General features: G+C 58.9%; 20 protein-coding genes. 4 read left to right on the top strand and 16 right to left on the bottom strand.

The annotated features are described in order from the left end of the window. Positions 1 to 98: 98 nt before the first annotated feature. The 5 genes from RCH87_RS02100 to lysS all read right to left on the bottom strand — a co-directional run bounded on the left by RCH87_RS02100 (position 99) and on the right by lysS (position 10,568). Entirely contained in the window at positions 99 to 2,975 is a 2,877-nt protein-coding gene (locus tag RCH87_RS02100) for an ATP-dependent Clp protease ATP-binding subunit (RefSeq protein ID WP_306515100.1), read from the bottom strand. Between the two features lie 250 nt (positions 2,976 to 3,225). Continuing rightward, complete coding sequence (locus tag RCH87_RS02095) at positions 3,226 to 5,463, bottom strand: YhgE/Pip domain-containing protein (RefSeq protein WP_306515099.1); 2,238 nt, start codon at positions 5,461 to 5,463, stop codon at positions 3,226 to 3,228. A gap of 433 nt (positions 5,464 to 5,896) precedes the next feature. Continuing rightward, positions 5,897 to 7,378 carry an NAD-dependent succinate-semialdehyde dehydrogenase gene (locus RCH87_RS02090; RefSeq protein ID WP_306515098.1) on the bottom strand — a complete coding sequence of 494 codons (1,482 nt, stop codon included), beginning with the start codon at positions 7,376 to 7,378 and terminating at the stop codon, positions 5,897 to 5,899. 27 nt (positions 7,379 to 7,405) lie between these two features. Beyond that, a complete protein-coding gene (locus RCH87_RS02085; protein WP_306515097.1) occupies positions 7,406 to 8,908 on the bottom strand; it encodes an MDR family MFS transporter in 1,503 nt (500 codons plus the stop codon). 16 nt (positions 8,909 to 8,924) lie between these two features. After that, on the bottom strand, positions 8,925 to 10,568 hold the full coding sequence (gene lysS / locus RCH87_RS02080; RefSeq protein WP_306515096.1) for a lysine--tRNA ligase: 1,644 nt from the start codon (positions 10,566 to 10,568) through the stop codon (positions 8,925 to 8,927). Between the two features lie 222 nt (positions 10,569 to 10,790). Here lysS and RCH87_RS02075 point away from each other — a divergent pair, with 222 nt between their 5' ends. The 3 genes from RCH87_RS02075 to RCH87_RS02065 are packed head-to-tail and all read left to right on the top strand — an operon-like array spanning position 10,791 to position 13,861. Further along, positions 10,791 to 12,512: a carbon starvation protein A gene (locus tag RCH87_RS02075; protein ID WP_306515095.1), complete on the top strand. Its 1,722-nt coding sequence runs from the start codon at positions 10,791 to 10,793 to the stop codon at positions 12,510 to 12,512. Positions 12,513 to 12,548: 36 nt separating this feature from the next. Beyond that, on the top strand, positions 12,549 to 12,812 hold the full coding sequence (locus RCH87_RS02070; protein WP_306515094.1) for a cory-CC-star protein: 264 nt from the start codon (positions 12,549 to 12,551) through the stop codon (positions 12,810 to 12,812). After that, complete coding sequence (locus RCH87_RS02065) at positions 12,803 to 13,861, top strand: ArsA family ATPase (RefSeq protein ID WP_306515093.1); 1,059 nt, start codon at positions 12,803 to 12,805, stop codon at positions 13,859 to 13,861. The genes RCH87_RS02070 and RCH87_RS02065 overlap by 10 nt, the downstream gene beginning before the upstream one ends. A gap of 105 nt (positions 13,862 to 13,966) precedes the next feature. Here the strand turns inward: RCH87_RS02065 and RCH87_RS02060 are convergent, their stop codons facing one another. The 11 genes from RCH87_RS02060 to RCH87_RS02010 all read right to left on the bottom strand — a co-directional run bounded on the left by RCH87_RS02060 (position 13,967) and on the right by RCH87_RS02010 (position 24,785). Then, positions 13,967 to 14,806: a pantoate--beta-alanine ligase gene (locus tag RCH87_RS02060; RefSeq protein WP_306515092.1), complete on the bottom strand. Its 840-nt coding sequence runs from the start codon at positions 14,804 to 14,806 to the stop codon at positions 13,967 to 13,969. Between the two features lie 81 nt (positions 14,807 to 14,887). Continuing rightward, on the bottom strand, positions 14,888 to 16,186 hold the full coding sequence (locus RCH87_RS02055) for a DUF6779 domain-containing protein (protein ID WP_306515091.1): 1,299 nt from the start codon (positions 16,184 to 16,186) through the stop codon (positions 14,888 to 14,890). Positions 16,187 to 16,200: 14 nt separating this feature from the next. Further along, entirely contained in the window at positions 16,201 to 16,662 is a 462-nt protein-coding gene (locus RCH87_RS02050; protein ID WP_306515090.1) for a DUF3180 domain-containing protein, read from the bottom strand. Positions 16,663 to 16,669: 7 nt separating this feature from the next. Next, on the bottom strand, positions 16,670 to 17,188 hold the full coding sequence (gene folK / locus RCH87_RS02045; RefSeq protein WP_306515117.1) for a 2-amino-4-hydroxy-6-hydroxymethyldihydropteridine diphosphokinase: 519 nt from the start codon (positions 17,186 to 17,188) through the stop codon (positions 16,670 to 16,672). A 2-nt stretch (positions 17,189 to 17,190) separates the two neighbouring features. After that, the gene (gene folB, locus RCH87_RS02040) at positions 17,191 to 17,541 is read right to left on the bottom strand and encodes a dihydroneopterin aldolase (protein ID WP_306515089.1); all 351 of its coding nucleotides are present in this window, start codon (positions 17,539 to 17,541) and stop codon (positions 17,191 to 17,193) included. Positions 17,542 to 17,624: 83 nt separating this feature from the next. Then, the gene (gene folP, locus RCH87_RS02035; protein ID WP_306515116.1) at positions 17,625 to 18,428 is read right to left on the bottom strand and encodes a dihydropteroate synthase; all 804 of its coding nucleotides are present in this window, start codon (positions 18,426 to 18,428) and stop codon (positions 17,625 to 17,627) included. A gap of 120 nt (positions 18,429 to 18,548) precedes the next feature. After that, positions 18,549 to 19,136, bottom strand: coding sequence for a GTP cyclohydrolase I FolE (folE, locus tag RCH87_RS02030; protein WP_306515088.1), 588 nt, complete (start codon positions 19,134 to 19,136; stop codon positions 18,549 to 18,551). Continuing rightward, the gene (gene ftsH, locus RCH87_RS02025) at positions 19,133 to 21,304 is read right to left on the bottom strand and encodes an ATP-dependent zinc metalloprotease FtsH (protein WP_306515087.1); all 2,172 of its coding nucleotides are present in this window, start codon (positions 21,302 to 21,304) and stop codon (positions 19,133 to 19,135) included. The genes folE and ftsH overlap by 4 nt, the downstream gene beginning before the upstream one ends. A gap of 107 nt (positions 21,305 to 21,411) precedes the next feature. Then, positions 21,412 to 22,023 carry a hypoxanthine phosphoribosyltransferase gene (gene hpt, locus RCH87_RS02020; RefSeq protein WP_306515086.1) on the bottom strand — a complete coding sequence of 204 codons (612 nt, stop codon included), beginning with the start codon at positions 22,021 to 22,023 and terminating at the stop codon, positions 21,412 to 21,414. Positions 22,024 to 22,079: 56 nt separating this feature from the next. Next, entirely contained in the window at positions 22,080 to 23,408 is a 1,329-nt protein-coding gene (locus RCH87_RS02015) for a tRNA lysidine(34) synthetase (RefSeq protein ID WP_306515085.1), read from the bottom strand. Then, positions 23,409 to 24,785 (bottom strand): D-alanyl-D-alanine carboxypeptidase/D-alanyl-D-alanine-endopeptidase, encoded by a 1,377-nt coding sequence (locus RCH87_RS02010; RefSeq protein ID WP_306515084.1) that lies wholly within the window; start codon positions 24,783 to 24,785, stop codon positions 23,409 to 23,411. A 113-nt stretch (positions 24,786 to 24,898) separates the two neighbouring features. On the opposite strand from RCH87_RS02010, the gene RCH87_RS02005 reads away from it, so the two are divergent. After that, the gene (locus RCH87_RS02005) at positions 24,899 to 25,375 is read left to right on the top strand and encodes an inorganic diphosphatase (protein ID WP_018120783.1); all 477 of its coding nucleotides are present in this window, start codon (positions 24,899 to 24,901) and stop codon (positions 25,373 to 25,375) included. Positions 25,376 to 25,408: the final 33 nt, after the last annotated feature.

Here is a 25,408-nt window from a genome sequence, read left to right as displayed (position 1 = left end):
GCCTGCGCCTCATTGCGAGGTAACAGGCCAGCTTAAACGCGCTTACTTAGCCGCGCTTATGTGCTCGGCTCGCAGCCGTGTTTGCTTAGCAACGGTTTCTAGTCGCGCTGCGGCTGTGGCTGTGGGCCAGCTGGACCATCCGAATCATCAGAGTCATCCGAACCACGCTCGTCTTCTGGGCGTTCCAGCAAGGCGCCGGAACCACCGTTGTTTGGCGTGTCTGGGCTCAACGTATCTGGCTGACCATTCGGTTCACCGACGGTGCCCGGCTGATCATCTGGGTTATCCCCATCGGAGCCAGAGCCGCCACCCTTGCCGTCGTTACCGTCCTGGTCATCGGAACCAGCGGCGTCATCAGACTCGGTTGGGTTTTCTACTTCACGAACGTCATCCTCGTCCAAGTCGCCGAATTCTTCTTCCGGCAGTGGCTTCGGACGTGGGCTGAAGGTGAACGTGCCCTTCTTCTTGTTGTCTTCGTCGAAGTCTTCCACGTCGACAGAAACAATTTCGCCTGCACCGAGCTCACCGAACAAGATCTTCTCCGACATTGGGTCTTCGATCTCGCGCTGGATAGTACGACGCAACGGACGCGCACCCAATACTGGATCGAAACCACGACGTGCCAGGAGCTTCTTGGCGTTCTCAGAAAGCTCGATGTCCATGTCACGATCACGCAGCTGCTTGGCAACGCGACCAATCAACAGATCGACCATCTCCACGATCTGTTCCTGGGTCAGCTGGTGGAAGACAACGGTTTCGTCGATACGGTTCAAGAACTCTGGGCGGAAGTGCTTCTTCAGCTCTTCATCGACCTTGTTCTTCATCCGCTCGTAGCGCGAATCTGGGTCCGTCTCTGATTCCGAGGAGAAGCCCAAACCGACGGCCTTCGAGATATCCGAGGTACCCAGGTTCGAGGTGAAGATCAGCACGGTGTTCTTGAAGTCAACCTCACGGCCCTGGCCATCAGTCAATCGGCCTTCTTCCAGCACCTGCAGCAAGGTGTTGTAGATCTCCTTGTGTGCTTTTTCGATCTCGTCGAAAAGCACCACGGAAAATGGCTTGCGACGAACCTTTTCGGTGAGCTGGCCGCCTTCTTCGTGTCCGACGTATCCCGGAGGGGCACCGAACAGGCGGGATGCCGTGAAGCGGTCGTGGAACTCCGACATGTCGATCTGGATCAGGTCATCGTCGTTACCGAACAGGTAGTTCGCCAGAGACTTCGACAGCTCCGTTTTACCCACACCGGATGGCCCGGCGAAGATGAAGGAACCGGATGGGCGGTTTGGATCCTTCAAACCTGCACGGGTACGGCGGATCGCACGGGAGACAGCCTTAACGGCTTCGTCCTGCCCGATGATGCGCTTATGCAGCTCTTCTTCCATGTTGAGCAGCCGGTTGGACTCGGCCTCGGTCATACGCAGTGCAGGGATACCAGTCCAGTGCGACAAAACGTCTGCGATCTGGTCTTCGCCGACCTCGGCGATATCTTCCAGATCGTTTTCACGCCACGCCTTTTCCTTCTCCGCGCGCTCTTCGTTCAGCTTGCGTTCACTATCGCGCAAACGTGCAGCCTTTTCGAAGTCCTGGCCATCAATGGCGGCTTCCTTGTTGCGGCGTACCTCCGCAATGCGCTCGTCCACCTCACGCAGGCTATCCGGAGCAATCAGGCGCTTGATGCGCATGCGTGCGCCGGCCTCATCGAGCAGGTCGACGGCCTTATCTGGCAAGAAGCGATCATTGATATAGCGGTGCGCCAGCTTCGCAGCTGCTTCCAGTGCATCGTCGGTGTAGGAGACCCGGTGGTGCGCTTCGTACTTATCGCGCAGCCCCTTGAGGATCAGCACGGTATCTTCCAATGAAGGCTCTTCTACCTTCACCGGCTGGAAACGACGCTCCAGCGCAGCATCCTTTTCGATGTGCTTACGGTATTCCTCAAGCGTGGTAGCACCGATGGTCTGCAGTTCACCGCGAGCCAGCTTCGGCTTCAACAGCGATGCAGCGTCGATGGCACCTTCTGCGGCACCAGCACCAACCAGGTTATGGATCTCGTCGATGAACAAAATGATGTCACCGCGCTGGTTAATCTCTTTGAGAACCTTCTTCAGGCGCTCTTCGAAATCACCACGGTAACGAGAACCAGCAATCAGCGAGCCGAGATCCAGCGAGTACAGCTGCTTATCTTTCAGCGTTTCGGGAACCTTGCCGTTGACGATATCCAGGGCCAAGCCCTCGACGACGGCGGTTTTACCAACGCCAGGCTCACCGATGAGCACCGGGTTGTTCTTCGTGCGGCGCGAAAGCACCTGCATGATGCGCTCAACCTCAGAATCGCGACCCACTACTGGGTCTAGCTTGCCTTCCTTAGCAGCCTGGGTGAGGTTACGACCGAACTGATCAAGCACCAACGAGTTGGAACGATCGCCCTTGCCGCCCCCGCCGGAGCCGCCACCCATGGAAGGACCAGCACCGGCGCCTGCCAGGCCACCGCCGCCAGGTGCGGACGAAGAACCGCTACCAGATCCGTCCTGGTTACCGCCTTCATAACCAGACAGCAGCTGAATAACTTGCTGACGCACGCGTGGCAGGTCAGCACCCAGCTTGGTCAATACCTGGGCGGCAACTCCTTCACCTTCGCGGATCAGACCGAGCAGCAAGAACTCAGTACCGATGTATTTGTGGCCCATCTGCAGACCTTCACGCAGTGAAAGCTCCAGGACTTTCTTTGCACGTGGAGTAAATGGGATGTGCCCACTGTGTGGTTGGGAGCCCTGGCCGATGATCTCTTCGACCTCATTGCGGACATCGTCTAAGGAGATCCCCATGGATTCCAGGGCTTTGGCTGCCACCCCTTCACCCTCGTGGATCAGACCAAGCAGAATGTGCTCGGTGCCGATGTAGTTGTGGTTAAGCATGCGAGCTTCTTCTTGCGCCAAAACAATGACGCGGCGAGCTCGGTCCGTAAACCGTTCAAACATGTGCTCTTAGTTCTCCCTAACCGATTTGCGTTATGTTCCACCCACCATAACGCGCAACTATCACCAACCCTTCCCGTTTTGCGAACCAATTCAGCAAATAGCCGCGTTAGTGCAGCTCAAGGGCCTGTTCGCCAATAGCGAACGGGGCTCTTACCTGATTTCTAGCGCATTTTTCAGACGCAAAAACGGCACCCGGAAGGAAAATCGTGGAGATATTTCCGGGCGCCGTGTGCGCTAGTGCGAGCCATACCTAGCGAGCGATGGTTGCTGGTTCCTCACCCAAGCGTGGCTTGTTCACGTAGCGGGTCTCTTCATCCAACTCTGTGGCCGCGCCACGACGTCGGGAAGCATAGATGACTAGAGACAAGCCCGTCGACACGAGTGCGAACACAAGCAAGCCGCCAATGCCGCCCCAGAAGGTCGCGTCATACAAACCGTCGGTTGCGCGGATGAACGCATCGCGGGCGTAGCTCATCGGGTGGAAATTATGCAGCATCCGCAGTGGGCCTGGGGTGGTATCTAATGGCCAAATTCCACCGAATACGAACAATCCGAGCGCGAACAATCCCAGTGAGAACACCCCGCCGTACATCCGTCCGAACAAAATACGCAGGAACTGGAAGACGGCCGAGCCTGTCACCGCAGTCAGCGCGAGTACCCCAATGGTGGCTGCCCAGTTCGCCGGCTGCCAGCCCAGGGCTGCAGAGAATCCAGCGAAGAATCCCACGACCGCCATGTTCACCAGCGAGATCAAGCCCAAGGCACGCAGCACCGGCCCCAGCACGGTATAGCTATTGGCCCGCTTGCCGACGATGTGTGGCAGCAGAATCGACAGCAGCGCCATCGCCAAGAATCCAAAGACGACAACGATCAGGATTGCTGCACCGGCAGTCACGTTTTTCACGGTCGGGTCAGATTCATCGACCACAGTCTGCACCGGGTGCACATTCGACGATGTGAAATTGATTGGTACAGCAATATTCTGCGCAGAATCTTCCGGCTTCGCGATGTTTGGAGCCTTCGCAGCACCATCAGCCAGCTTGGTCGAAAGCTCGCTGGTGCCATCTTTCAAACGCTGCATGCCGTCCATCAGTTGGCCACCGCCGTCGGCAAGCTGGGTGGTGCCATCTTTCAAACGCCCGACGCCGTCAGTCAGATCACCAGTACCTTTATTCAACCGGCTCGCACCGTTATCGAGCTGGCTAGCACCATCAGCCAAACGTCCAACACCACCGTTGAGCTGGCCAATACCGTCATTCAGTTGGTGGGCACCATCCTGCAACTTCAGCACACCAGCACGGTAGGGCGCGTTCGGATCAGCCAAGTTGTAGTACAGCTGCCCCGTGCCGTCGCGCAGCTTGTTCAGCTGGGCGACCATGTTTTGCTGATTCGCCGGATCCAAACGATTGACGATTCCAGCCAATTTCTCTGCTTCCGCGTGGGCGCCGACAGAACGCAGCAAATCAATCGCTGGTTGCATGTCTGGCATCGTGCCCTGCACCTGTTCAAGCATTGGCAGCAGCATGCCGGTCAGCTGATTAACGCCGGCGTCGATCTGCCGCGCGCCGTCGGCAAGCTGATCCGTACCAGAAACCAAGGAGTCAGTACCGTTGGCCAAGCGCATCGATCCATCCTGCAGGCGGGCCGCACCATTCGATAATTCCGCAACACCGTTCTGCAGGCGAGTCGTGCCAGCCTTCAGATCCGTGGTTCCTTGATGCAGGCGGCCAGCGCCGTCCTGCAAGTCAGAAGCGCCGTTGTTCAGGCGATTGATGCCGTCGACCGCGCGGGCACCGCCATCTTTCAGCTGGGTGGCACCATCATCCAAACGCCCAGCACCATCCGCAGCCTGGTGCAGACCTTGGCCCATCCGGTCCAACCCGGCAATCACTTGGTCGGCGTATTTCTTGGAGATCGCATTCGCGACACTGTTTTGCACCTGCGGGATCAAACTGTTGGTGATCACTGCACCGTTGGTGCCGTAGAAGTCGTTTTTTGCGAAGTGGATGTTTGGCTGCCGCGGGTTGTCACTGATGACGGTCACCGCATCGCTGGAGAATTCTTTCGGGATCGTGACGACGAAAAGATAATCGCCACGGGTCAAGCCGTCCTCACCCTGTTTTTCATCGACTTCGGAGAAATTCAAATAATCAGTTTCCAGTAGGCCTTTAACCACCTGGTCGCCGTAGTTGATCTCTTTTCCATCGCGTTCGACGCCGGCGTCCTCGTTGACAACGGCCAGCGAGACTTCGCGCAGATACTTCGACGGGTCCCACATCGCCCACATGAAAGTAGCCGCCCCGGCGAGCGGCAGGACCAGCGTGAGTACGACGAGGATTCGCGGAATCGTTGAATTCGGTCGCCAGTCGAGCATGCGATGCCACAGGTTTTTATTGCCCGCGGTGTTTGTGCTGGATGTTGCAGCCGAGTTCGATGAATTATCCGGCATGCCTGATGATGCCGCGGCTGTGTTATCTGCAGTACTCACGGAAAGACACCTCCACTAAATGTCTAATACAGCTCAGTTCCTGGGCGACGCGACCGCAATAAACCTGCGATATACCGGTTTGGTGTGTAGCGACTGGCACTGACCCGTGCTTGGTTGGAAAACAAAATAAAGAGGCTCGCAAGAGCAAATTTTCGCGAGACTTTATTAGTATAGTTTTCCTAGCAAACGTGCTTGGTTTTTATAAGGCATCACACCTAAACAATTAGCTATGATATGGAACACCACAGTATATGACGATTAACTGTTTGCCCAATTTCTGCGAAAAATTAGCGCATACCCAGGCACGAAAAACGCCCACCCCCTACCCGGCGGCAACCCAGGTGAGGATGGGCGAAGATGAGCACTAGCGGAGCACTCCAGCGCAGCGACGTGCTACGGCACTAGCGGAATACTCCACCACAGCGACATGATGCTACGGCGTAGCAATATAACGAGTATCCAAGTATTCGAGGATGCCTTCGGTACCGCCTTCACGGCCGAATCCCGATTCTTTAATACCTCCGAATGGCGCCGCCACATCAGAGACACCACCACGGTTGATAGCCACCATGCCCGCGTTCAGCTCATGCGCCAAGCGCTCTGCGGTATGCACGTTTTCGCTAAAGCCATACGCTGCCAAGCCAACGGAAGTATCGTTCGCGGTGGCAATGGCGTCATCAAGATCCGAGTAGGTAGTGATTGCCACTACCGGCCCGAAAATCTCTTCGCGCAGAATCGCCGCATCCGCTGGGATCTCAGACAAGACAGTCGCCGGATAGAAATAGCCCTCACCCTCTGGGACCTCACCGCCGGTGTGCACGGTAGCACCACCCTTGCGGGCTTCGTCGACAAGCTCGGCAATGCCATCGCGCTGGGCAGCAGTAATCATCGGGCCCAAGCCAACCCCCTCGTTCAGACCATGACCAGCCTTCACCTGCGCGAGCTTCTGGGTAATGCGACGCGTGAATTCTGCAGCCACATCCTCGTGCACGATAAAGCGGTTCGCCGAAACACACGCCTGCCCGCCATTGCGCATCTTGGCGGCATAAGCGCACTCCAGCACGCTATCGAGATCCGCATCCTTGTGGATCACAAACGGCGCATTACCGCCCAACTCCATCGAGGTGCGCTGCAGATTCTTCGCAGACTGCTCCACCAAAATCTTGCCGACGCCCGTCGAACCAGTAAAAGTAACCTTGCGCAGCCGCGGATCTTCCATCAACTCACGCGACATCGCAGAAGACTTCGTCGTCGGAACGATAGAAACCACACCGCTTGGCACGTTGTGCTTGGCAAATACGTCTGCGATCACCTCACCGAGCAACAGCATCGTCAGCGGGGTTTCCTTGGCTGGTTTGACGATCATCGTGCAACCGGCCGCCAGCGCCGGGGCGATCTTCCGGGTAGCCATGGCGAACGGGAAGTTCCACGGCGTAACCGCCAGGCAGGGGCCGACCGGGTCGTGAGTAACACGAATTGTGCCAGCACCAGAAGGCGACTTGCCATAGTGGCCATCGATACGCACGGCTTCTTCGGCAAACCAACGCAAGTACTCGGAACCATAGGTGACCTCACCTTTAGCCTCGGCAAAAGTCTTGCCCATTTCCAGGGTCATAACCTTGGCGAAATCATCCGCGCGGTTCTGCACAGCGTCAAAAAGCGCCATCAGCACATCAGCGCGTTGGCGGGCCGTAAAATCTTTCGCCCACGTATTTTGCACACCGTCGGCAAGATCCAAGGTTTTCTTCCACTGCGAAGAATCAGCGTCAGCAACCTTGGCTAAAACCTCGCCGGTGGCTGGATCCTCGACCTCAAAATAAGCCCCGCCGACGGCGTCGACCTGCTCACTTCCCATCCAGATCTTGGTGGGCAGATTGTTGATCAATTCGGTATATGGTGCGTAATCGAAACTCATACTCACACTCTACGCGGAATGAACGCGCTAGTTGTGTGATCCAGGCACAGATTCCGGGCGTTGCATGAAAAAAGTCACTGGAATGATTACCGTAACCATCAACGCCCCAACGAAAAACGCCGAACGGATGCCATCGGCAGTTGCGGCAGCCTCACCCAAACCAGCCGACAAACCGGAGTCGGTGCCCAAAGTCAGCACCGCCATCAACAACGCCGTGCCTGCCGCAGCAGCGAGTTGCTGGAGCGTCGTCAAAATCGCCGAACCATGGCTGTAGAGCTCGCCAGTCAACGAACTCAACGCGGTCGTCATCATCGGGGTCATCAACAAACCGAAGCCAAAGGCGAAAATCATATGGTAGGCAACCAGCTGCCAAATCTGTGCGTCGACAGACAGCATCGAAAATAGCCAGGAACCGGTCGCCATCAAAATCGCACCGGGAATCATGATCGGCTTCGGGCCAATGGAATCGTAAATACGCCCAATGATCGGCGACATCACTGCTTGCAGCACCCCACCGGGCAGCACGATCAGCCCGGCAGTACGCGCGCCTTCGCCCAAACCGTTTTGCACGAAGATCGGCAGCATCGTCACGGTGCCGATCAACATCGAAAACGATAGCAACGCTATCAGCACGGCCAGGCTGAAATTACGAATTGTGAACGGACGCAAATCCAACAGCGCTTTTTTCTTTTTCCCCAGGCGCAATTGCCGAAGGACGAAGACCACCAGCGCGATCACAGCAACGATCAGCATTGCGATCAACAACCCGACGTTATTCCCGCTAGCCACCGCAGTTTCCAACGACGACAGCGAGTACACGATCCCGCCGAAGGCCACCACGGAAAGCAGCACCGAAATCACATCAATCGGTTGCCGAATCTCTTCACCCACGTTGGACAGCAGCTTCGCACCCAGCAACGCCACAGCGCCCAACAGCGGCAACATGCACAAGAAAATCGCGTGCCAGCTAAAAGCCTCCAGAATGATACCGCCAACGGTGGGACCGGTCGCCGGCGCAACCGCGATGACGACACCAATAAAGCCCATCACCGTGCCGCGTCGCTCCAGCGGCACCAACTGCAGCATCACCGTCATCAGCAGCGGGACGATCATCGCAGTGCCAGCTGCCTGCACGATACGGGCAAGCAGCAGCACGGAAAAAGCTGGCGCAACCGCCCCCATGATCGTGCCAACAATAAAAAGCCCCATCGAGCTGAAAAAGATCTGCCGGGTGGTGAACCGTTGAATCAAAAACCCAGTGGTGGGGATAACCACGGCCATAGTCAACATGAACACAGTGATCAACCACTGCGCGCTGGCGGCGTTAATACCAAAATCCCGCATAATCGCAGGCAGCGCAACCGAAAGCGAGGTCTCATTCAAAATCATGACCGTCGCTGCCGATACTAACGTGGCAAGCACCGCGACCACCTGCGAAGAAAGCTTCCCGCTTGAAGTATCTGCCGCGGAATTCAGCTGCGCGTGACCACCGTTCGCACCACCGTGTGCATCACCGTTGACTTTGCTCATGCTTTTGTGGCGCCCGCTAGCTTTGTTCTGGCTTCACGATCGGGAAAAGCACCGTTTCGCGAATACCCAAACCAGTCAGCGCCATCAACAAACGGTCGATGCCCATGCCAGTACCAGCTGTTGGTGGCATGCCTTGTTCCATGGCAGCCAAGAATTCCTCATCCAAGACCATGGCTTCTTCATCGCCACCGGCAGCCAAACGGGCCTGGTCTTCGAATCGCTCACGCTGGATCACAGGGTCGATCAACTCGGAGTAGCCGGTCGCCAATTCGAAACCACGCACATAAAGGTCCCACTTCTCGGTGACCTTCGGCTTCGAGCGGTGATCGCGGGTCAACGGCGAAGTCTCAACCGGGAAGTCCTTGACAAAGATTGGGCCGTCCAACTGGTCTTCACACAACAACTCCCAGATTTCTTCAACCAACTTGCCGTGCTGCCAGCCGCCGTCTTTCGGAACCTGCAGGCCGATGACATCGGCGATCTCTAGCAATTCCTCAACAGACGAGTCGACGGTAACTTCAGGCTGGCCCGGGAACTTGCGCGCCAGCGCCTCGTTCAACGAAGGATACATTTCGATTTCTGGCCATTCGCCGGAGAAATCATACTCAGTACCGTCGGCAAGCGTGACCACCTGAGAACCGAAAACTTCCTGCGCAATATATTGCACGGCCTCGCGAATCATCGTCGCGCCGGTGTTGTAATCGCCCCAAGCCTGGTAGGTTTCCAGCATCGCGAACTCCGGCGAGTGCGAGCGGTCAATCCCCTCATTACGGAAGTTACGGTTAATTTCGAAAACGCGATCAATACCGCCGACGACGGCGCGCTTCAAGAACAACTCTGGGGCAATACGCAGGTAGAGATCAAGATCCAGCGCGTTCGAGTGGGTGACGAATGGGCGCGCGGCCGCTCCACCGTGCTGGGTTTGCAGCATCGGGGTTTCGATCTCGACGAAATCCTGACCTTCCAAGTAATTGCGCAGCGCACGGATGACCTTGACGCGGGTCATCGCATTCTCACGGGCTTCTTTGCGCACGATCAGGTCGTTATAGCGCTGGCGCACGCGGGTATCTTCCGCCATCTCCGCGAACGAGACCGGCAACGGGCGGATCGACTTCGACGCCATCTGCCAAGACTTCACGAACACGGACAGCTCGCCGCGTCGGGAAGAAATAACCCGACCTTGCACGGCGACGAAATCGCCCATGTCGACGTCAGCCTTCCACGCATCCAGCGCTTCCTTGCCTACCTCAGCCAGCGAGAGCATCGCCTGCACCTGGGTGCCGTCACCGTCTTGCAGGGTGGCGAAACACAGCTTGCCGGTATCGCGCTTGAACAACAGGCGCCCGGCGATAGCCACCTCGTCGCCGGAATCTCCACCCGGCTGGATATAAGTCACGCCGTTTTCGCGGGTGACCTGCGGCTGCTCGCCCGCCTCTTGGTTGTTGGCTGCACCGTTAGGAGCGCTAGCACCGTCGGCGTCTGCTTCCGGCTGCACCACAACGTAGGCCTTGCGCAACTCGGCAAGACTCATGGTGCGTTCTACTGCAACCGGGTAAGCCTGTTCACCACGGTCAAGCAAACGTTGGCGCTTTTCCCGCCGGATACGCAACTGTTCCGGCAGGCTATCAGGGGCATCGGGGGAATTTTTCTGCTGACTCACCCGGCCCAGGGTAGTCGAAAACTGCCGCAAAAGATAAGCCCAGCAACCCCGAATAACAGTATTTTGCTACTCTCATGCGACAATATCTGTGATGCGATACACGGGTAACTCTTGGCGTGATGGCCGAAACAGGCAGCCCGGTATTTTTAGCACGATTCTCGCGCACGAGCGCAACCTTGAACTGCGCGCACGCAACCTTGAACTACACAGGAGGCTACAGCGGTGAACTCACTGTATTTAGTTGTCATCGGACTCGCGATGATCATCGGTGGATACCTCATCTACTCGAAATTCCTCGGTAAAAGCATTTTCCAGCTTTCCGAACGATATAAAACCCCAGCTCACGCCATGAACGACGGCGTGGACTACGTGCCGACGAACAAATTCGTGCTCTGGGGTCACCACTTCACCTCCGTCGCCGGTGCCGCCCCCATCGTCGGTCCTGCCGTCGCCATCATCTGGGGCTGGCTGCCGGCCTTCTTGTGGGTCACCCTGGGCACCATCTTCATCGCCGGTATGCATGACATGGGTATTTTGTGGGCTTCGCAGCGTCACCGCGGCCAGTCCATCGGCACACTATCCGGACGCTATATCGGTAAACGCGGGCGCAACTTATTCCTCGTCGTCATCTTCTTGCTGTTGCTGATGGTCGTCGCCGCCTTCGCCGTCGTCATCTCCAACCTGCTCATCGCCAACCCTTCTGCCGTCATCCCCACCTGGGGCGCGATCGTCGTCGCGCTACTGATCGGCCAGGCCGTCTACCGCATGCAATGGAACCTGCCGGTGGTTTCCTTGCTCGGCGTAATTGCGCTGTACGCACTGGTTCTCATTGGCGACCGTTTCCCTATCGCACTCCCGGAATCCGTCTGGGGCATCCCTGCTAACGGCGTGTGGATCATCCTGCTGTTCGTCTACGCCGCCATCGCCTCACTGCTGCCAGTGTGGGTCTTGCTGCAGCCACGCGACTACATCAACGGCCTGCAACTGTTCATCGCACTGGGCATCCTGTACGGCTCCATGCTGATCTCCGCACCGTCGATCGTTGCTCCGACGCTGAACACAAACGTGCCTGAAGGCACCCCCTCGATGTGGCCGCTGCTGTTCGTCACCATCGCCTGCGGTGCCATCTCTGGTTTCCACGGCATGGTCTCGTCAGGCACCTCGTCCAAGCAGCTGGAAAAAGAAACCGATTCTCGCTTCGTCGGTTACTTCGGCGCCGTCGGCGAGGGTCTGCTTGCGCTCGGTACCATCATCGCGGTCTCGGCCGGTTTCCAGTCGCTGGCGGAATGGGAAGAAATCTACAGCGCATTCAACGAAGGCGGCATCAACGCCTTCGTCGAGGGCGGCACCAACATTGTCAACGCTGGCCTGGGCATTCCGGTGGGCATTTCGACGACGATCTTGGCGACGATGGCAGTGCTATTCGCCGCCACCACCATGGATACCGGCGTGCGTCTGCAGCGCCTGGTGGTCCAAGAAATCGCCGAAGTCGCCGGGGTACGCCTGAAAGCATTCTCCGCCACCATCATCGCGGTCGGCATCGCCCTCGTGCTCACCTTCTCCGCGGGCGCCGACGGCTCCGGCGGCATGACGCTGTGGCCGCTATTCGGCACCACCAACCAGATCATGGCGGCGCTGTCGCTGTCGATCATCGCGATCATCCTGGCACACCTGCGTCGCCCATCCTGGATGGTGGTCGTCCCGGCGATCTTCGTCATGGTCGCTTCCCTGTGGGCTGCCATCTCACAGCTGGGCACCTTCGTTTCCGACGGCAATTGGCTGCTCGTGCTTATCGACGTCGTGATTCTGGTATGCGCGGTCTGGGTGGTCATCGAAGCCACCGCAGCCTACCGCCGCGCGCACAACACCCCGAAGGTGGTGTGGACTGACGACGATTCCGATGCCCCACTGCCACAGGTCCAAGCCATCAAACGTGGCAAATAGAAAACCTCAGCATTTAATGAAGACCAGGAACGCACCATGTCCATCGTCGACAAGCTGAAAGCCTTCGGCCAAGGCCTCAACGAGTTCTACTCTGCGCCGTACCGGGCGACGTTTGCCCGCGCGCGGCAGGAAGAAGACGATCTGTTCCAGCTGCTCGTGATGTCCGAGGCCCTGAGAATTCCGAACCCGGCGAGTTTTTATACCTTGGAGTTGTTGCCGATCATCTATGAGGATTTCCATGCTTGGCACCGCCGCATGGGGATGTTGCGCTCGCCTTTGGAGGAGATCCAATGCTGTTAGAGCAGATCAAAGCGCTTGCCGACGGCGGCGGCCTCACCCGAAGCGGTGCTCGCGCTGGGGGCACGGCTCGTGGTAGCAACCGGGCCCGGGCCCAAGCTAACGGTGCAAACCAGCCGCGCATCGTGTTTTTCGGTGGCAAGGGTGGCGTCGGAAAGTCTACGATCGCTTCGGCGGTTGCCCTCGGGCTAGCCGAAGACGGCTACCGCGTGCAATTGGTTTCCACTGACCCTGCGCACAACCTGGGGCATATGTGGGAACAATCCGTCGGCGCGCGTGGTGTGGCCGCGACAGCGAGTAAGAACCTGCACTTGCTGGAGCTGGATCCGGCAGCGACCACCGAAGCGCATATTGCACAGGTAGAAGACACCATGCGCCGGATGATGCCTGAGCGCCTGCACGGCGAGGTGGCCAAGCACCTGGATTTGGCGCGGAATTCTCCCGGCACCCATGAAGCAGCGATGGTCGAGGCAATCGCGCAGGTGGTGGAAGATTCCACCCACGATTTTTTAATTTTCGATACCGCCCCGTCCGGGCACACCTCCCGGCTGTTGGCGATGCCAGAGTTGATGAATGCCTGGACACAGGGGCTGATGAACCGACGGGATAAATCCGAGCGGTTTTCCGAGCTGATCCGCGGGATGGATCCGAAGCACACTGCCGAGGACGCAGTGGACCGCCGTAACCAGGAACTGCGCTCAATCTTGCACAAGCGCCAGCAGCGTTTTGCGCGGCTGAGGGATGCGCTGCAGAACCAGGCGGTATTTTACCTGGTGCTCACAGCGGAAAAGGTGCCGGTTATGGAAACCGCAGAGCTGCACGCGGAGCTGGCGAAAACCGGGATTGACGTGGGCGGCGCGGTGGTCAACCGGCGCTCACCGGCCGATCAGGGTAGATTTTTGGCGAACCGTCGGCGCCTAGAAGATGCTGCGCTGGACGATCTCCACCGCCGGTTGCCGGACGTCGCCGTGACGGAGGTGCCGCTGCTGGATTCGGAGGTCGGCACCCCGGCCGCTTTAGCAGAGATCGCCACGCACTTGCGTCAGAAATAATCGCTTGCCGACGGCAGCTGGAATCGTCAGCAAGCATTGCGTCGCTGGCAAGCTTTGCCGCTGCGGCGCTGGCGGGACTACGCCAACTAGGCGGAACTGTGCGAACTAATTCTCGCCATCCAAGTTGCGGAAACCAATCCCGACGGGCACCCCGACGTTGTCGACTAAGCGCACCCCACCGAAGCTCGCGGCTACCAGCAAACGGGCATCGCCCTGTTCCGGCGCTGGGCCGAAATCGCGGGCGCGCAGCTGCAGATACTCCGGTTGCACTCCGGCGGCCTGCAATACCTCCGCCGCGGTATCCACAACTGCCTGCCCGCCGCGTTCTGCAACGTGCGCGCCGGCAGTCAACGCCGCGGATAAAGCCATGGCAGGTTCGCGGTATTCTTCTGGGATCTGCGTGTTACGCAGGCTCATCGCCAATCCGTCGGGCATCCGTACCGTCGGCACCCCCTGCACCTTAACGGGCAGGTGCAGATCCGTCACCGCCTGCTGCAGGCGCAGCAAGAATTCGTAGTCTTTTTCCCCGGCCACGATCGTCTCGGGAGACACGGCGTGTACCAGGCTGAGGTGGGTGGTAAGCGCCTGCGCAAGCTCGACGGGATCTTCCAAACCCGCCGGGGCGGTGATTTGGGTGCGCAAGCCTTGTGGCCACAGGCTGTGTGGCTGGCCTGGTTTTCGGGTATAGGCAACCACGGCATCGACGCCGGATTCCCGCAGGATCTCCAGGGTTTCCGGCGCCAGTGTCCCATCGTCGGGAAGCTCCAGCGCTGCCACTGCAACACCAAGTTGTTCCGCGGTACGCAGCAGCACGCGGTGGCCTGCGTGCATGTCTTGGCCAAGGACCACCAGGTGCAAGGATTTTCCGGTAGTGCGCATGACACGCGAAAACCTCGCGATCTCCGCGAGGTCAAACTGCGTGGCTTGCCCGAAAGCAAAACTCATAATCGACGAACCTGATTTATCTTTCGTAGTCGAAGTGTTGGTCTCTGTGCGCGCTAGCTAGCAACTACCGCCGCGCGTTGCTTATTTCTTCGTGCGCTTGAGCAACTCGGCAACAGAAATTCCCGAGGTGTTCTCATCACGACGGCGCCGGTGTGGCCTGTTATCATCCTCGCCACTCGCGCTGCTGGCTGCCTCCTGCGGTGCGGCGTGTGAGCCGGAGCCTTGTGCAGAAGCATTGTAGGGGCGCAGTCGGTTCGAGCTCGCGGATACCTCCGCCGCAGCAGAGCTCTCGCTTGCCGACGCTGGCTGCTGGTTCTCCGAGGTAGACGGCTTCTTGGAGGTTTCCCCGACCGAATCCCACCGCACCGCGTGGAAGCGGGAGGTATCAAACACTGGATCCTTCGAGCGCTGGCGTGGCTCTGCGGCAGCTTGCGTAGTGCGGTTCTGCGCAGAGCGGTTCTGCCCAGTGCGGTTCTGCGCAGTGGTGTTCTGCGCTGCAGCGGGCTGTGCCGCAGTTGGTTTCGCCGCTGGAGCAGACTCTGACTTCGTAGCAGCCGTCGTGGAAGCAGAAGGCTTTGGTTGAGCAGATTTGGGTGCAGCAGCTTTCGCTGCAGCAGGTTCAGCCTTCACAGTTTCTGCAGGCTTGTACTCAGCGCGCTGCGATTGCTTTTCTTGCTCGCGCTCGCTAATCAGCGCAGACAACGGATTTGGCTGCGGCTGGCTCGGCTGGCTCCCCAGTTTGCCGTCGATCGCATCACGACTTGGAGCACCAGAGCTAGCACCGAATCCGGCACTAAAACCGGCCTGCGCAGTGTGCTGTTCAGTGTGCTGCTCCAGCTCCTGGATCCGGCGCGCCTCTGCTTGCAACGCAGCGGGCTCATAGCCGAACTCGCGATCCTGCAACTCTTCCAAATGCGTGCGAATCACCGACAGCTCCGCGCGAATCGACTCCCACATTTCTTCAAAACGCTCAGGGTCAATGCCGTTGCTGCCGCCGTCGGCAAGCACTTGTTGCGCCGGAACACCAGCACCTGTTCCCGCTGCGCGCGCCGATTCCTGCTGCTCGCGCACAAAACGCTCGTGATCTGCCACCCGCTGCTCCGCAGATTCCGCCTGCCTACGATAACGAGTAACCAGGAAAAACCCGATGACCGCGGACCACAACGACGCCAGCAGCGCCAAACGCAACGCGACCTCGGAATTCGACAGCAGCATGACGACGGTAGCGATAACCGCCAACACGATCAGAACGATCACGCCAACCTGGCCCCGATCGACCTGGCCACGATCAGTCGGCCTGTGACCAGCATGGCCACGATCAACCTGGCCACGATCAACCTGGCCACGCCGGGCGGGGTTCGAAGTTTTCTCCTGCTCCATGGGCATCACTTTAGCTAAAAACTCGCGTTCGGTGGCATCGGGTTTTGGCAAGCTCGTTCCAAATAGACACCTGCAGCAGCCAGCGCCACCCCGCCCAATGCAGCGGCGACCACAGCCGGCAGGTCTTCGCGAGCGGCAACCAATTCACTGGATTTCGGGATCACATAGCTCGCAATCCCGGCATAACCGCCACCCAAAATCGCGCCTGTCCATCCCGCGGCCTGGCCAAAAACTAAGTACCGGGCAGCAGTCAGCGGGTCGAGTTGGCTGCGGTCCATCCCGATGCCGTGATCTTCCCGGGAACTCGACACGCGGCGGCCGAGCATCACACAAATGAGAACCATCGCCCACAGCGCTATCGAAACCAGCACCGGCACCGACGGCATGCGCCCGTACAGTTGCCAGGCGACGATAGCAGTGCAAGCTGCAGCGAATAAACCGGTAGCTACAAGCCACGGAATCGAGGTGGTTTTCATGACACCATCACCGGAAACTTTCCCCACGGGTGATTCCGGCTTTTTCGTCGTCGGCAAGCTCGTCCAACAGTTCCGCTACTCGACGTCCGCCGAGCACCGCATCAGGGTTGACCTCCAGCCACGGTTGCAAGACGAACGCACGCTGGTGGGCGTGCGGGTGCGGCAGGCGAAGTTCCTCGGTGTCGCTGGTGATATGCGTTGCTTCTGTGGCGTCCGGCTCGCTGCCTTCCCATGCCGCAACAATATCGACATCCAGGGTGCGCGGGCCCCATTTCTGCACACGTACGCGCCCAGCGGAATTCTCCAGCTCCTGGCCGCGGTGCAACAATTCCAGCGGCGTCTGGTCGACCTCCACCACCAAAATTGCATTCAAAAAATCCGGCTGCTCCTCGACGCCCCACGCCGGGGTGCGGTAAATCGACGACGCCGCCCGCAACTGCCCCGTGCTGGCGAAATCTCGGTACACGGAATCCAACAATTCGCGAGAATCATCCATATTGGAGCCGATAGAGAGTACTGCGGTGATGCTCATCGGCGCCTCCTGGCAACGACTGCGACGTTGGCGAACGGCAGCGGGATTGGGGCATCCGGTTTGTGGACCGTGACCTCAACCGCCGCCAGCTGCTCATGCCTAGCCAGCGCCTGGTCGGCGATGCGATTGGCCACGGTCTCAATCAGATCTTCTGGTTCGCCGGTGACAATGTCGTGCGCTAACTGGGCCAATTCTGCGTAATTGACGGTGTCATCCAGCTGCTTGGCCTGGGAAAAATCCAACCAACACGTCAAATCTACATAAAAGGTTTGGCCGTGCTGGCGTTCTTGTTCCAGCACACCGTGGTAGCCGTAACACTCCACACCTTTCAGTTCGATCCGATCCATCGCAGTGTCTGCCTTTCTCACTCTTTCGCCGTGAGCGCGCTGGTTCGGTGCTTGCCGACGCCAACGCCCGCCGCCGTTGCGCTTTATGTTTGCTTGCCACCAGTCTGCCAGGCATGCGCGACGTCAACAGAATCCCGGGATACCGCTACTTCGTGCACCCGCACCGCCCACGCTCCAGCCTGCGCAGATAATGCGGTGACTGCGGCGGTGGCTGGGTCTGCCAGTTGTGGGCCGGATTCCAGCCCGCGCGCCCCACGGATCGCAGCCAGGAATCGCTTGCGCGAAGCGCCAACCAAAATCGGGAAACGGCCTTCGGTGAAGCTGCGCAATGCGTGTAGCAGCGCCCAATTATCCTGGGCAGATTTCGCGAAGCCCAGCCCTGGATCCAACGCGATGTTGTGTTCTGCGACTCCAGCGGCCAGGGCATTGTCGACGAGCCGGTCCAGGCTCGCATGCACATCAGCGACCACATCGCCATCGTGTTCGCCGCTGGCATCTCCAAATTGCAGAGTCTGCCAGTGCATCAGGCATACCGGCAGCTGGGATTGCGCCATCACCCGGTACATGTGTGGGTCCGCTATGCCACCGGATACGTCATTGATCATAGAAACGCCAGCTTCCACCGCTACCTCTGCGGTGGCTGCGCGCATGGTATCGATCGACGTCACGATCCCCGCGGCAGCCAATTCTCGGATCACCGGCTGAATGCGTTGCTTTTCTTGTTCTGGATCTACGCGCGTAGCCCCCGGCCGAGTCGATTCGCCGCCCACGTCGATGATGTCTGCACCCTGGTGGATCAACCGGTGTGCGTGCTCAACGGCCCGATCCACGGTGTTGAACTTGCCACCATCGGAAAAGGAATCATCGGTGACGTTCACGATACCCATGACCTGGCAACGTGCTCGACGGGCTGCCTCAGTATCATCCGGCAACACTAACGCTGGCGGGCGGAGCGAAGACTCGTGGGAGCGCTCGTGCGAGAAATCCGAATTATCCATTCTGGCTGATTAACTCCTAATGAGGCTCATAACTTCTGCTCGCGATGACGCATTGACACGGAAACCACCGCGTACGGCAGACGTCGTCGTCACCGCGCCCGGCTTCCGGATGCCACGCATCGCCATGCACAGGTGCTCGCATTCGATCACGACGATCACTGACTGCGCCTGCAGTTTTTCCACCAGGGCATCCGCGATTTGGCTAGTCAGACGTTCTTGTACCTGTGGGCGCTTGGCATAGAGATCCGCCAGACGCGCGAGCTTCGACAGCCCAGTGACATCGCCATTGCGACCCGGGATGTAGCCGATGTGGGCATTGCCGAAAAACGGCACCAGGTGGTGCTCGCAGGTCGAATAAATCGGGATATCGCGCACCAAAACCAGTTCTTGGTGATCTTCAGAAAAGGTGCGCTCCAACACCGCGGTGGGATCTTCGTATAGGCCGGCGAAAGATTCCTTGTAAGCACGAGCCACTCGAGCCGGCGTATCGCGCAGGCCTTCCCGGTCTGGATCTTCGCCGACGGCAAACAACAGCTCGCGGACGGCAGCTTCTGCGCGTTCCTGATCGAAGTTGCCGGTGGCCTCGGAGTTAGTCATCGCTCGGTCTTTCCATATTGTTCGTCGTTATCCTGCTCGTCGCTATCCAGCTCCGGCAATCCGGTTACACCAACGGCATTATTATCGCCGAAAATCAGACCGATCTCGCCTTCTTCCACACCGTGCTCGCCAGAGCCAGCCCCAGCTCCAGAACCAGCACCCGCGCCGTTTTGCTGAGCTGCTTGCCGACGCTCACGTGCCAGCAGCGAAGCCTCCAGCAGCGAAAGTCGCTTCGGTGGTTCCTCACCGCGCTCTTCTGCCAGTTCTGCGGGCGTCTTTACCGGATCATGCCCGGCCTGCTGTGGGAATCGCACGTCAGTATCGAAAATATCCACGCGCTGCGGGTCAATTCCGTCGAAAATCGACTCCAGGTCTGGCCGACGCAGGGTTTCTTTTTCCAATAGTTTCAGTGCGAGTGTGTCCAGGTAGCCGCGGTGTTCAGCCAGGATGGAATACGCCTTGCGGTGTGCGTTATCGAGCAGGTATTGCAATTCTTCGTCGATGGTGCGCGCAACCTGCTCTGAGTAGCCAGAACTGCTGCCGCCACCGCGACCAGAAAACGGATCGCCCTGCTCCTCACCGTATTTCACGGTGCCGAGTGCCGGCGAAAAGCCGTATTCGGTGATCATCGCGCGGGCGATTTTGGTGGCTTGTTCGATATCGCTGGAAGCACCCGTCGTTGGGGTACCGAAGACGAGTTCTTCGGCAGCACGTCCGCCCATGGCGAAGACCAAGCGGGCAAACATTTCCTCGCGGTTGTACATGCCTTTGTCGTCTTCTTGCGCGGTCATCGCGTGCCCACCGGTGCGTCCACGAGCCAAAATGGTCACCTTGTACACGCGCTCGATATCGCGCAGTGCCCAAGCCGCCAGCGTGTGGCCGCCTTCGTGATAAGCGGTGACTTTCTTTTCGTGCTCCGAAATCACCTTGCTGGAACGACGCGGTCCGCCCACCACGCGGTCGGTGGCTTCTTCCAAGGCGTCGGCTGTGATCACGTTGCCACCAATGCGCGCGGTCAACAGCGCAGCCTCGTTGAGAACATTCGCCAGGTCCGCACCCGACATACCAGCGGTGCGCTTTGCCAACTGCGCCACGTCGACATGCTTCGCCAACGGTTTGCCCTCAGAATGCACGCGCAGGATCGCCTCGCGGCCCTTCAGGTCCGGCGGGGTCACCGGAATCTGCCGGTCGAAACGCCCCGGACGCAGCAGCGCCGGGTCCAGGATGTCCGGACGGTTGGTCGCGGCAATGAGGATCACGCCTTCGCGGTCGCCGAAGCCATCCATTTCCACCAACATCTGGTTCAAGGTTTGTTCGCGCTCGTCGTGGCCACCGCCGGTACCCGAACCACGCTGGCGTCCCACAGCATCAATCTCGTCGATGAAGATGATGCACGGCGAGTTTTCCTTCGCCGTCTTGAACAGATCACGCACGCGCGAGGCACCCACGCCAACGAACATTTCGACGAAGTCCGAACCCGAGATGGTATAAAACGGCACCCCTGCCTCGCCGGCAACGGCACGCGCCAGCAAGGTTTTACCCGTACCCGGTGGGCCGTAGAGCAGCACACCGCGCGGGATTTTCGCGCCCAGCTCGTGGTAGCGAGTGGGATCTTCCAAGAAATCTTTGATCTCGTGCAACTCGTCGACGGCCTCATCAGCACCAGCGACGTCGTTAAACGTGTTGGTGGGCATATCTTTGGTGAGCTCTTTGGCTTTGTTGCCGCCGATGCCCAACATGCTGCCCTTTTGCATGCGCGTAAGGAAGAAAAACAGCAGACCAAACAGCAACAGCATCGGCAGCATGAACGAGAGCATGCTCATCAAGAAGCTGTCGCTGGTGACGTTCGTGTCATATTCTTGCACGTCAGCGTCCTGCACCGCACGGAAAATCTCCGGGGACGTGCGCGCAGGGTATTGCGTGATCACGGACTCGACACCGTCTTGTTCGTCGACGGTAATCTCATCGCGCAGCTCCAGACGCAGGGTCTGTTCACGGTCGTCGATCTGCGCCTTTTCGACGTTGTTATCCTTCAGCTGCTCCAGCGCAACAGAAGTATCTACGTCAAGAAAATGGCGGGTATCGTCGCTCAGCCGAGTAATGGTGAACAACAGCATCAGGAAGACGGCAGCGCCGACCCCGATTTGAATAATGCGTTTGTTTTTCATGAATCCTATTTATGAGCAGTACACATTGCTGTGCCAGATGTGCTTTGCGCTGTGCCAGATGTGCTTTACGCTGTGCCAGATGTGCTTTACGCTGTGCCAGATGTGCTTTACGACGAATACACGTCCGGGTGCAGGGTGCCAACATAAGGCAGGTCGCGGTAGCTTTCCGCGTAGTCCAGCCCGTAACCGATGACGAACTCGTTGGGGATGTCGAAGCCGACGTCGTAAAGATCAAGCTTGGCGGTCACGACCTCTGGTTTCCGCAGCAGCGTGATCACGTTCAGCGAGTGAGGGTTACGGTTGCGCAGGTTGCGCATCAACCACGAAAGCGTCAAACCCGAGTCGATGATGTCTTCGACGATCAACACGTCTTTGCCTTCGATTTCACGGTCAAGATCTTTCAGAATCCGCACCACGCCCGACGACGTCGTCGAGTTGCCGTAGGAAGAAACAGCCATGAATTCCATCTCGGAAGGAATCGACAGCGCGCGGGCGAAATCCGTCAAAAATACAGCCGCGCCTTTGAGCACGCACACCAGCAGAAGGTCGCGCCCTCGGTATTCTTCCGAGACCTTGTCTGCGAGTTGCTGCACGCGCTGTTTGATCTCGGCTTCGCTGATCAGCACCGATTCAACATCGCGGCCGTAGCGATTTTCCGGGACGTCATAGAACTTATCGTCAACGGATTTTTGCACCGTGGTGTGAGTGTGATCTGCCATGGGTGGCCTTTCGGTGAGGCTGTGTAATTGTTGTATCACGCAATTCTTGCCGACGCTTAGGTAGCACCGTCAAGTTCACTGTGTAGTAGCACCAGTGTGCCAGCTTGCCGGGATAGTTCCAACCCGTTACCGACAGAAACGGCACCTTGCCCGTGCCAGTCGTCGATTAACGCCATGATAGCCGTTAATGCGCTACCCGTTACCCGCGCCCCGTGCTGGTGCAGGAAGGCAGCGATCGCCCGGCGCGCCACCGGGGCAGGCCCCAGCGTGGCGATAGTGAGACGCGGTGGTGATTGGTGTCTCGGCTGCTGGTTCTGCCCGCGGTGGTGGTGTTGGTCGCGGTGATGGTGTTGGTCGCGGTGGTGGTGCAGATTTTCGGCGGCCGCAGATTCCGTCAATGCGGTGTGTGCCAATGTTTGCAGGTAGGCGTCGTCCTCGCGCAAAAGCTCGGCTGCCTGCTGCAGCGGTGCGGTGGCATCCCCACCGACGATTTCGTCCAACAGCGGAAGCACTTGCCTGCGGATTGCGACACGTCGAAAAGCTTCCTGGCTGTTGTGGGGATCGTCCCAGGCATCCACTCCGAGCTCCCTGCAGGCCCCGACGGTGTCTGCGCGACGGATGTTTAGCAGCGGGCGCAGAATAGTATGCCCCTGGTAGTCGGCGATTTCTGCCATCGCTGCCGCTTTGCCGCGCAGCAGACCAAGCAACAGGGTTTCTGCTTGGTCGTCACCGGTGTGTGCCACCAGAATCGGACGCTGGCCAGCGACTTCACAGAGTGCGCGGTAGCGGGCATGACGGGCGGCAGATTCCAGGCTACCCGTCGCAGAGTGATCCGGCTCGGGGTGGTTCGGCGCTGAATCCATCGGCTCCGGATAGTCCGGCTCAGAGGTGGTGGCAGCGCCAGCCGCAACACCGAGATCCACGGCGACCACTTCCCCACTCAGCCCCCAGCGCCGCACCTGCGCGATGGCGTTGTCAGAGACTTCCCGCGAACCAGCTTGCAGCTGGTGATCAACGCTGACGACATGCGCCGGGAGTTTTTCTGCGGCTGCCGCCGCGGCTAAAGCCAGGGAGTCGGGACCTCCACTCACGGCAATCACAAATTCTGGATGCTTACGATGCCGTTGCTCGCTGTTTTGGCCGCTGCATTCTTGGTGTTCACTGTTTTGGCCCCTGCATTCTTGGTGCTCGTTCTCGCCGCTGCATTCTTGGTGCTCGCGATACATCTGCGCGTTGTGCCGTTCTACGCACTCCCGCAACGCAGTGCGCACCCGAAGGAAATGCGGCGAGCGTCGCGGCCAAAACGGGGCTGCGCTTTTATGTTGCGTCGCACGATTACGCCGCGCTGGGTCACCGTGGGCTGCCATGCCGCCGACTTCCGCCACTTAATGCTCCCTTAAGGCCGAGACGAACTCATCCAACTGCGACCGAGCCGACAGAATCGGCGCATCATTAACCAACAAGCCATAGGCGTAGGTATGACCCGAACGCCCAGTAACAATGCCCACGAGCGCCGAAGTATCAGTCAACGTGCCGGTTTTTGCGCGGGCATAGCCGCGAGCTGAAAGGTCGGCATAACGATCGTCCAAGGTGCCATCGCCACCAGCCACCGGCAGCAAATCCAACAGCGTGCGCACATCGCCGTCAATGCTGTTCGCACCGTCCGCACCGTGGGACTCGCCCGTAGCTCCACCAACCTCGGCACCGCGGGACTGGCCCGTGGCGCCACCAACCGCGGCACCGGCAGAACCCTCGTCGAGTGCGGCTAGTTGCAGGCACTGCACCAAAAGGTTCGCGGTCAGGCGGTTTTCTGAAGAAAGACCCGAGTTATCGCGGATCTGCGCATTGCCCACTTCAACGCCGATCTCGCGCAAAATGTGCAGCGTAGCGGTGGTGGCGTCAGCAAACGAAGCGGGCTGTCCGCCGGAACGGGCAACAGCAAGTTCACGAGCGATCGCCTCGGCCATGACATTGTCGGAATGCTTAATCATCAATTCCAAGCGTTCACGCAGAATCGGCGATTCCATCACAGCAACCTGCGACATTGGCGGTGCGCCGTCGACCACGCCAACTTGGCTCGCCCCCACCCGATCGGCCAAAGCCTGCGCAACGTCGAAAGCCGGGTGCGTAGAACGCGGCACATCACCGGTTTTTGCACCAATGCGACCACCATAGAGCATCGCTGGTTCCATCGGCGCGATGTAGCCTTCGGCCACATTCGACGGATCCCACCCCTCAGCCTGGCTCGGCCCAGACCACACACTGGTATCAATCTCAACGGAATCCGCCTGACCAATCACCGCTGCTGCGGCATCAAGGTCAGCATCATCCAACCACACGTCGCCAGCGGCACGAATCACCACGCGGCCGCCGTCTTGCTCGACGACGGTTTCCAGGCGTTTATCCAGGTCCATGCCCGCCAATGCGGCGGTGGCGGTCAAAATTTTCGTCGACGAGGCCGGCAGCAGCTGGCGATCTGGCTGGTGCTCATAGACCGACTGACCTGCGGTTAGATCAACGACGGATGCGCCCAGCTCGCCATCAATCAACGGTGCCTGGAACCCTGCGGCAGGGCTGGCGGGCGGGGTGCCGTCGTCAAGCGCGGTTTCTACCGGGTGAACCGGCAACTGCGCGGGCGCCAGCTCATAGGCGGGCGCGGATTCCACATCACGATAAGCCTGGTGGTAGGCAACGCCAACCACCGTGGTAGCAGCGACGACAACGATGGCAATGACCAGCGATACCCACCAAAAAACTTTCATGGCGGTTGATTCTAGCGCGGATGGGTGCCGAAGGTCTGCGCAGGTCCAGCGGCGAGGAAGGTAAACTGTGCAATCGAGTTCCTCGAATTTTCCAACACAGAAAGGTGGATGCAATGAGCGTAGAAGTAACCATTGAAATCCCACGCGGTTCCCGCAACAAGTACGAGATCGACCACGAGTCCGGCAAGGTTTACCTGGACCGTTACCTGTTCACCCCGATGGCATACCCGGCTGACTACGGCTTCATCGACCACACCCTCGGCGAGGACGGCGACCCTCTCGACGCGCTGGTCATCCTGCCAGAGCCAGTGTTCCCGGGCGTGGTGGTGGAATCGCGCATCGTCGGCGTGTTCAAAATGACCGACGAAGCTGGCGGCGACGACAAGCTGCTGGCAGTTGTCGACGACCCACGCTGGGCGCACATCCAGGACATCGACGACGTCGACCAGCACACCAAGGACGAAATCGAGCACTTCTTCACCCGCTACAAGGACCTCGAGCCAAACAAGGAAGTCACCGGTTCGGGTTGGGGCGACAAGGCAGAAGCTGAAAAGATTCACGCCGAGGCTTTGGAGCGCTACAAGGGCTAGAGCTGCTGCGGCGCCGTGCAGGGGGTGCGGGGG

Origin of the sequence: Corynebacterium sp., from assembly GCF_030826625.1 — a bacterium.
GTDB lineage: Bacteria > Actinomycetota > Actinomycetes > Mycobacteriales > Mycobacteriaceae > Corynebacterium.
Note: the sequence above shows the minus strand (reverse complement) of the source record. Positions and strands in the feature narration are given on the sequence as shown.

Bases quoted from the DNA above. Each gene is read 5' to 3' on its own strand.
- RCH87_RS02100 (WP_306515100.1), bottom strand. From the start codon at position 2,975: ATGTTTGAACGGTTTACGGACCGAGCTCGCCGCGTCATTGTTTTGGCG.
- RCH87_RS02090 (WP_306515098.1), bottom strand. From the start codon at position 7,378: ATGAGTTTCGATTACGCACCATATACCGAATTGATCAACAATCTGCCC.
- RCH87_RS02085 (WP_306515097.1), bottom strand. From the start codon at position 8,908: ATGAGCAAAGTCAACGGTGATGCACACGGTGGTGCGAACGGTGGTCAC.
- RCH87_RS02070 (WP_306515094.1), top strand. From the start codon at position 12,549: ATGTCCATCGTCGACAAGCTGAAAGCCTTCGGCCAAGGCCTCAACGAG.
- RCH87_RS02065 (WP_306515093.1), top strand. From the start codon at position 12,803: ATGCTGTTAGAGCAGATCAAAGCGCTTGCCGACGGCGGCGGCCTCACC.
- RCH87_RS02060 (WP_306515092.1), bottom strand. From the start codon at position 14,806: ATGAGTTTTGCTTTCGGGCAAGCCACGCAGTTTGACCTCGCGGAGATC.
- RCH87_RS02055 (WP_306515091.1), bottom strand. From the start codon at position 16,186: ATGGAGCAGGAGAAAACTTCGAACCCCGCCCGGCGTGGCCAGGTTGAT.
- RCH87_RS02050 (WP_306515090.1), bottom strand. From the start codon at position 16,662: ATGAAAACCACCTCGATTCCGTGGCTTGTAGCTACCGGTTTATTCGCT.
- folB (WP_306515089.1), bottom strand. From the start codon at position 17,541: ATGGATCGGATCGAACTGAAAGGTGTGGAGTGTTACGGCTACCACGGT.
- folP (WP_306515116.1), bottom strand. From the start codon at position 18,428: ATGGGTATCGTGAACGTCACCGATGATTCCTTTTCCGATGGTGGCAAG.
- folE (WP_306515088.1), bottom strand. From the start codon at position 19,136: ATGACTAACTCCGAGGCCACCGGCAACTTCGATCAGGAACGCGCAGAA.
- ftsH (WP_306515087.1), bottom strand. From the start codon at position 21,304: ATGAAAAACAAACGCATTATTCAAATCGGGGTCGGCGCTGCCGTCTTC.
- hpt (WP_306515086.1), bottom strand. From the start codon at position 22,023: ATGGCAGATCACACTCACACCACGGTGCAAAAATCCGTTGACGATAAG.
- RCH87_RS02010 (WP_306515084.1), bottom strand. From the start codon at position 24,785: ATGAAAGTTTTTTGGTGGGTATCGCTGGTCATTGCCATCGTTGTCGTC.
- RCH87_RS02005 (WP_018120783.1), top strand. From the start codon at position 24,899: ATGAGCGTAGAAGTAACCATTGAAATCCCACGCGGTTCCCGCAACAAG.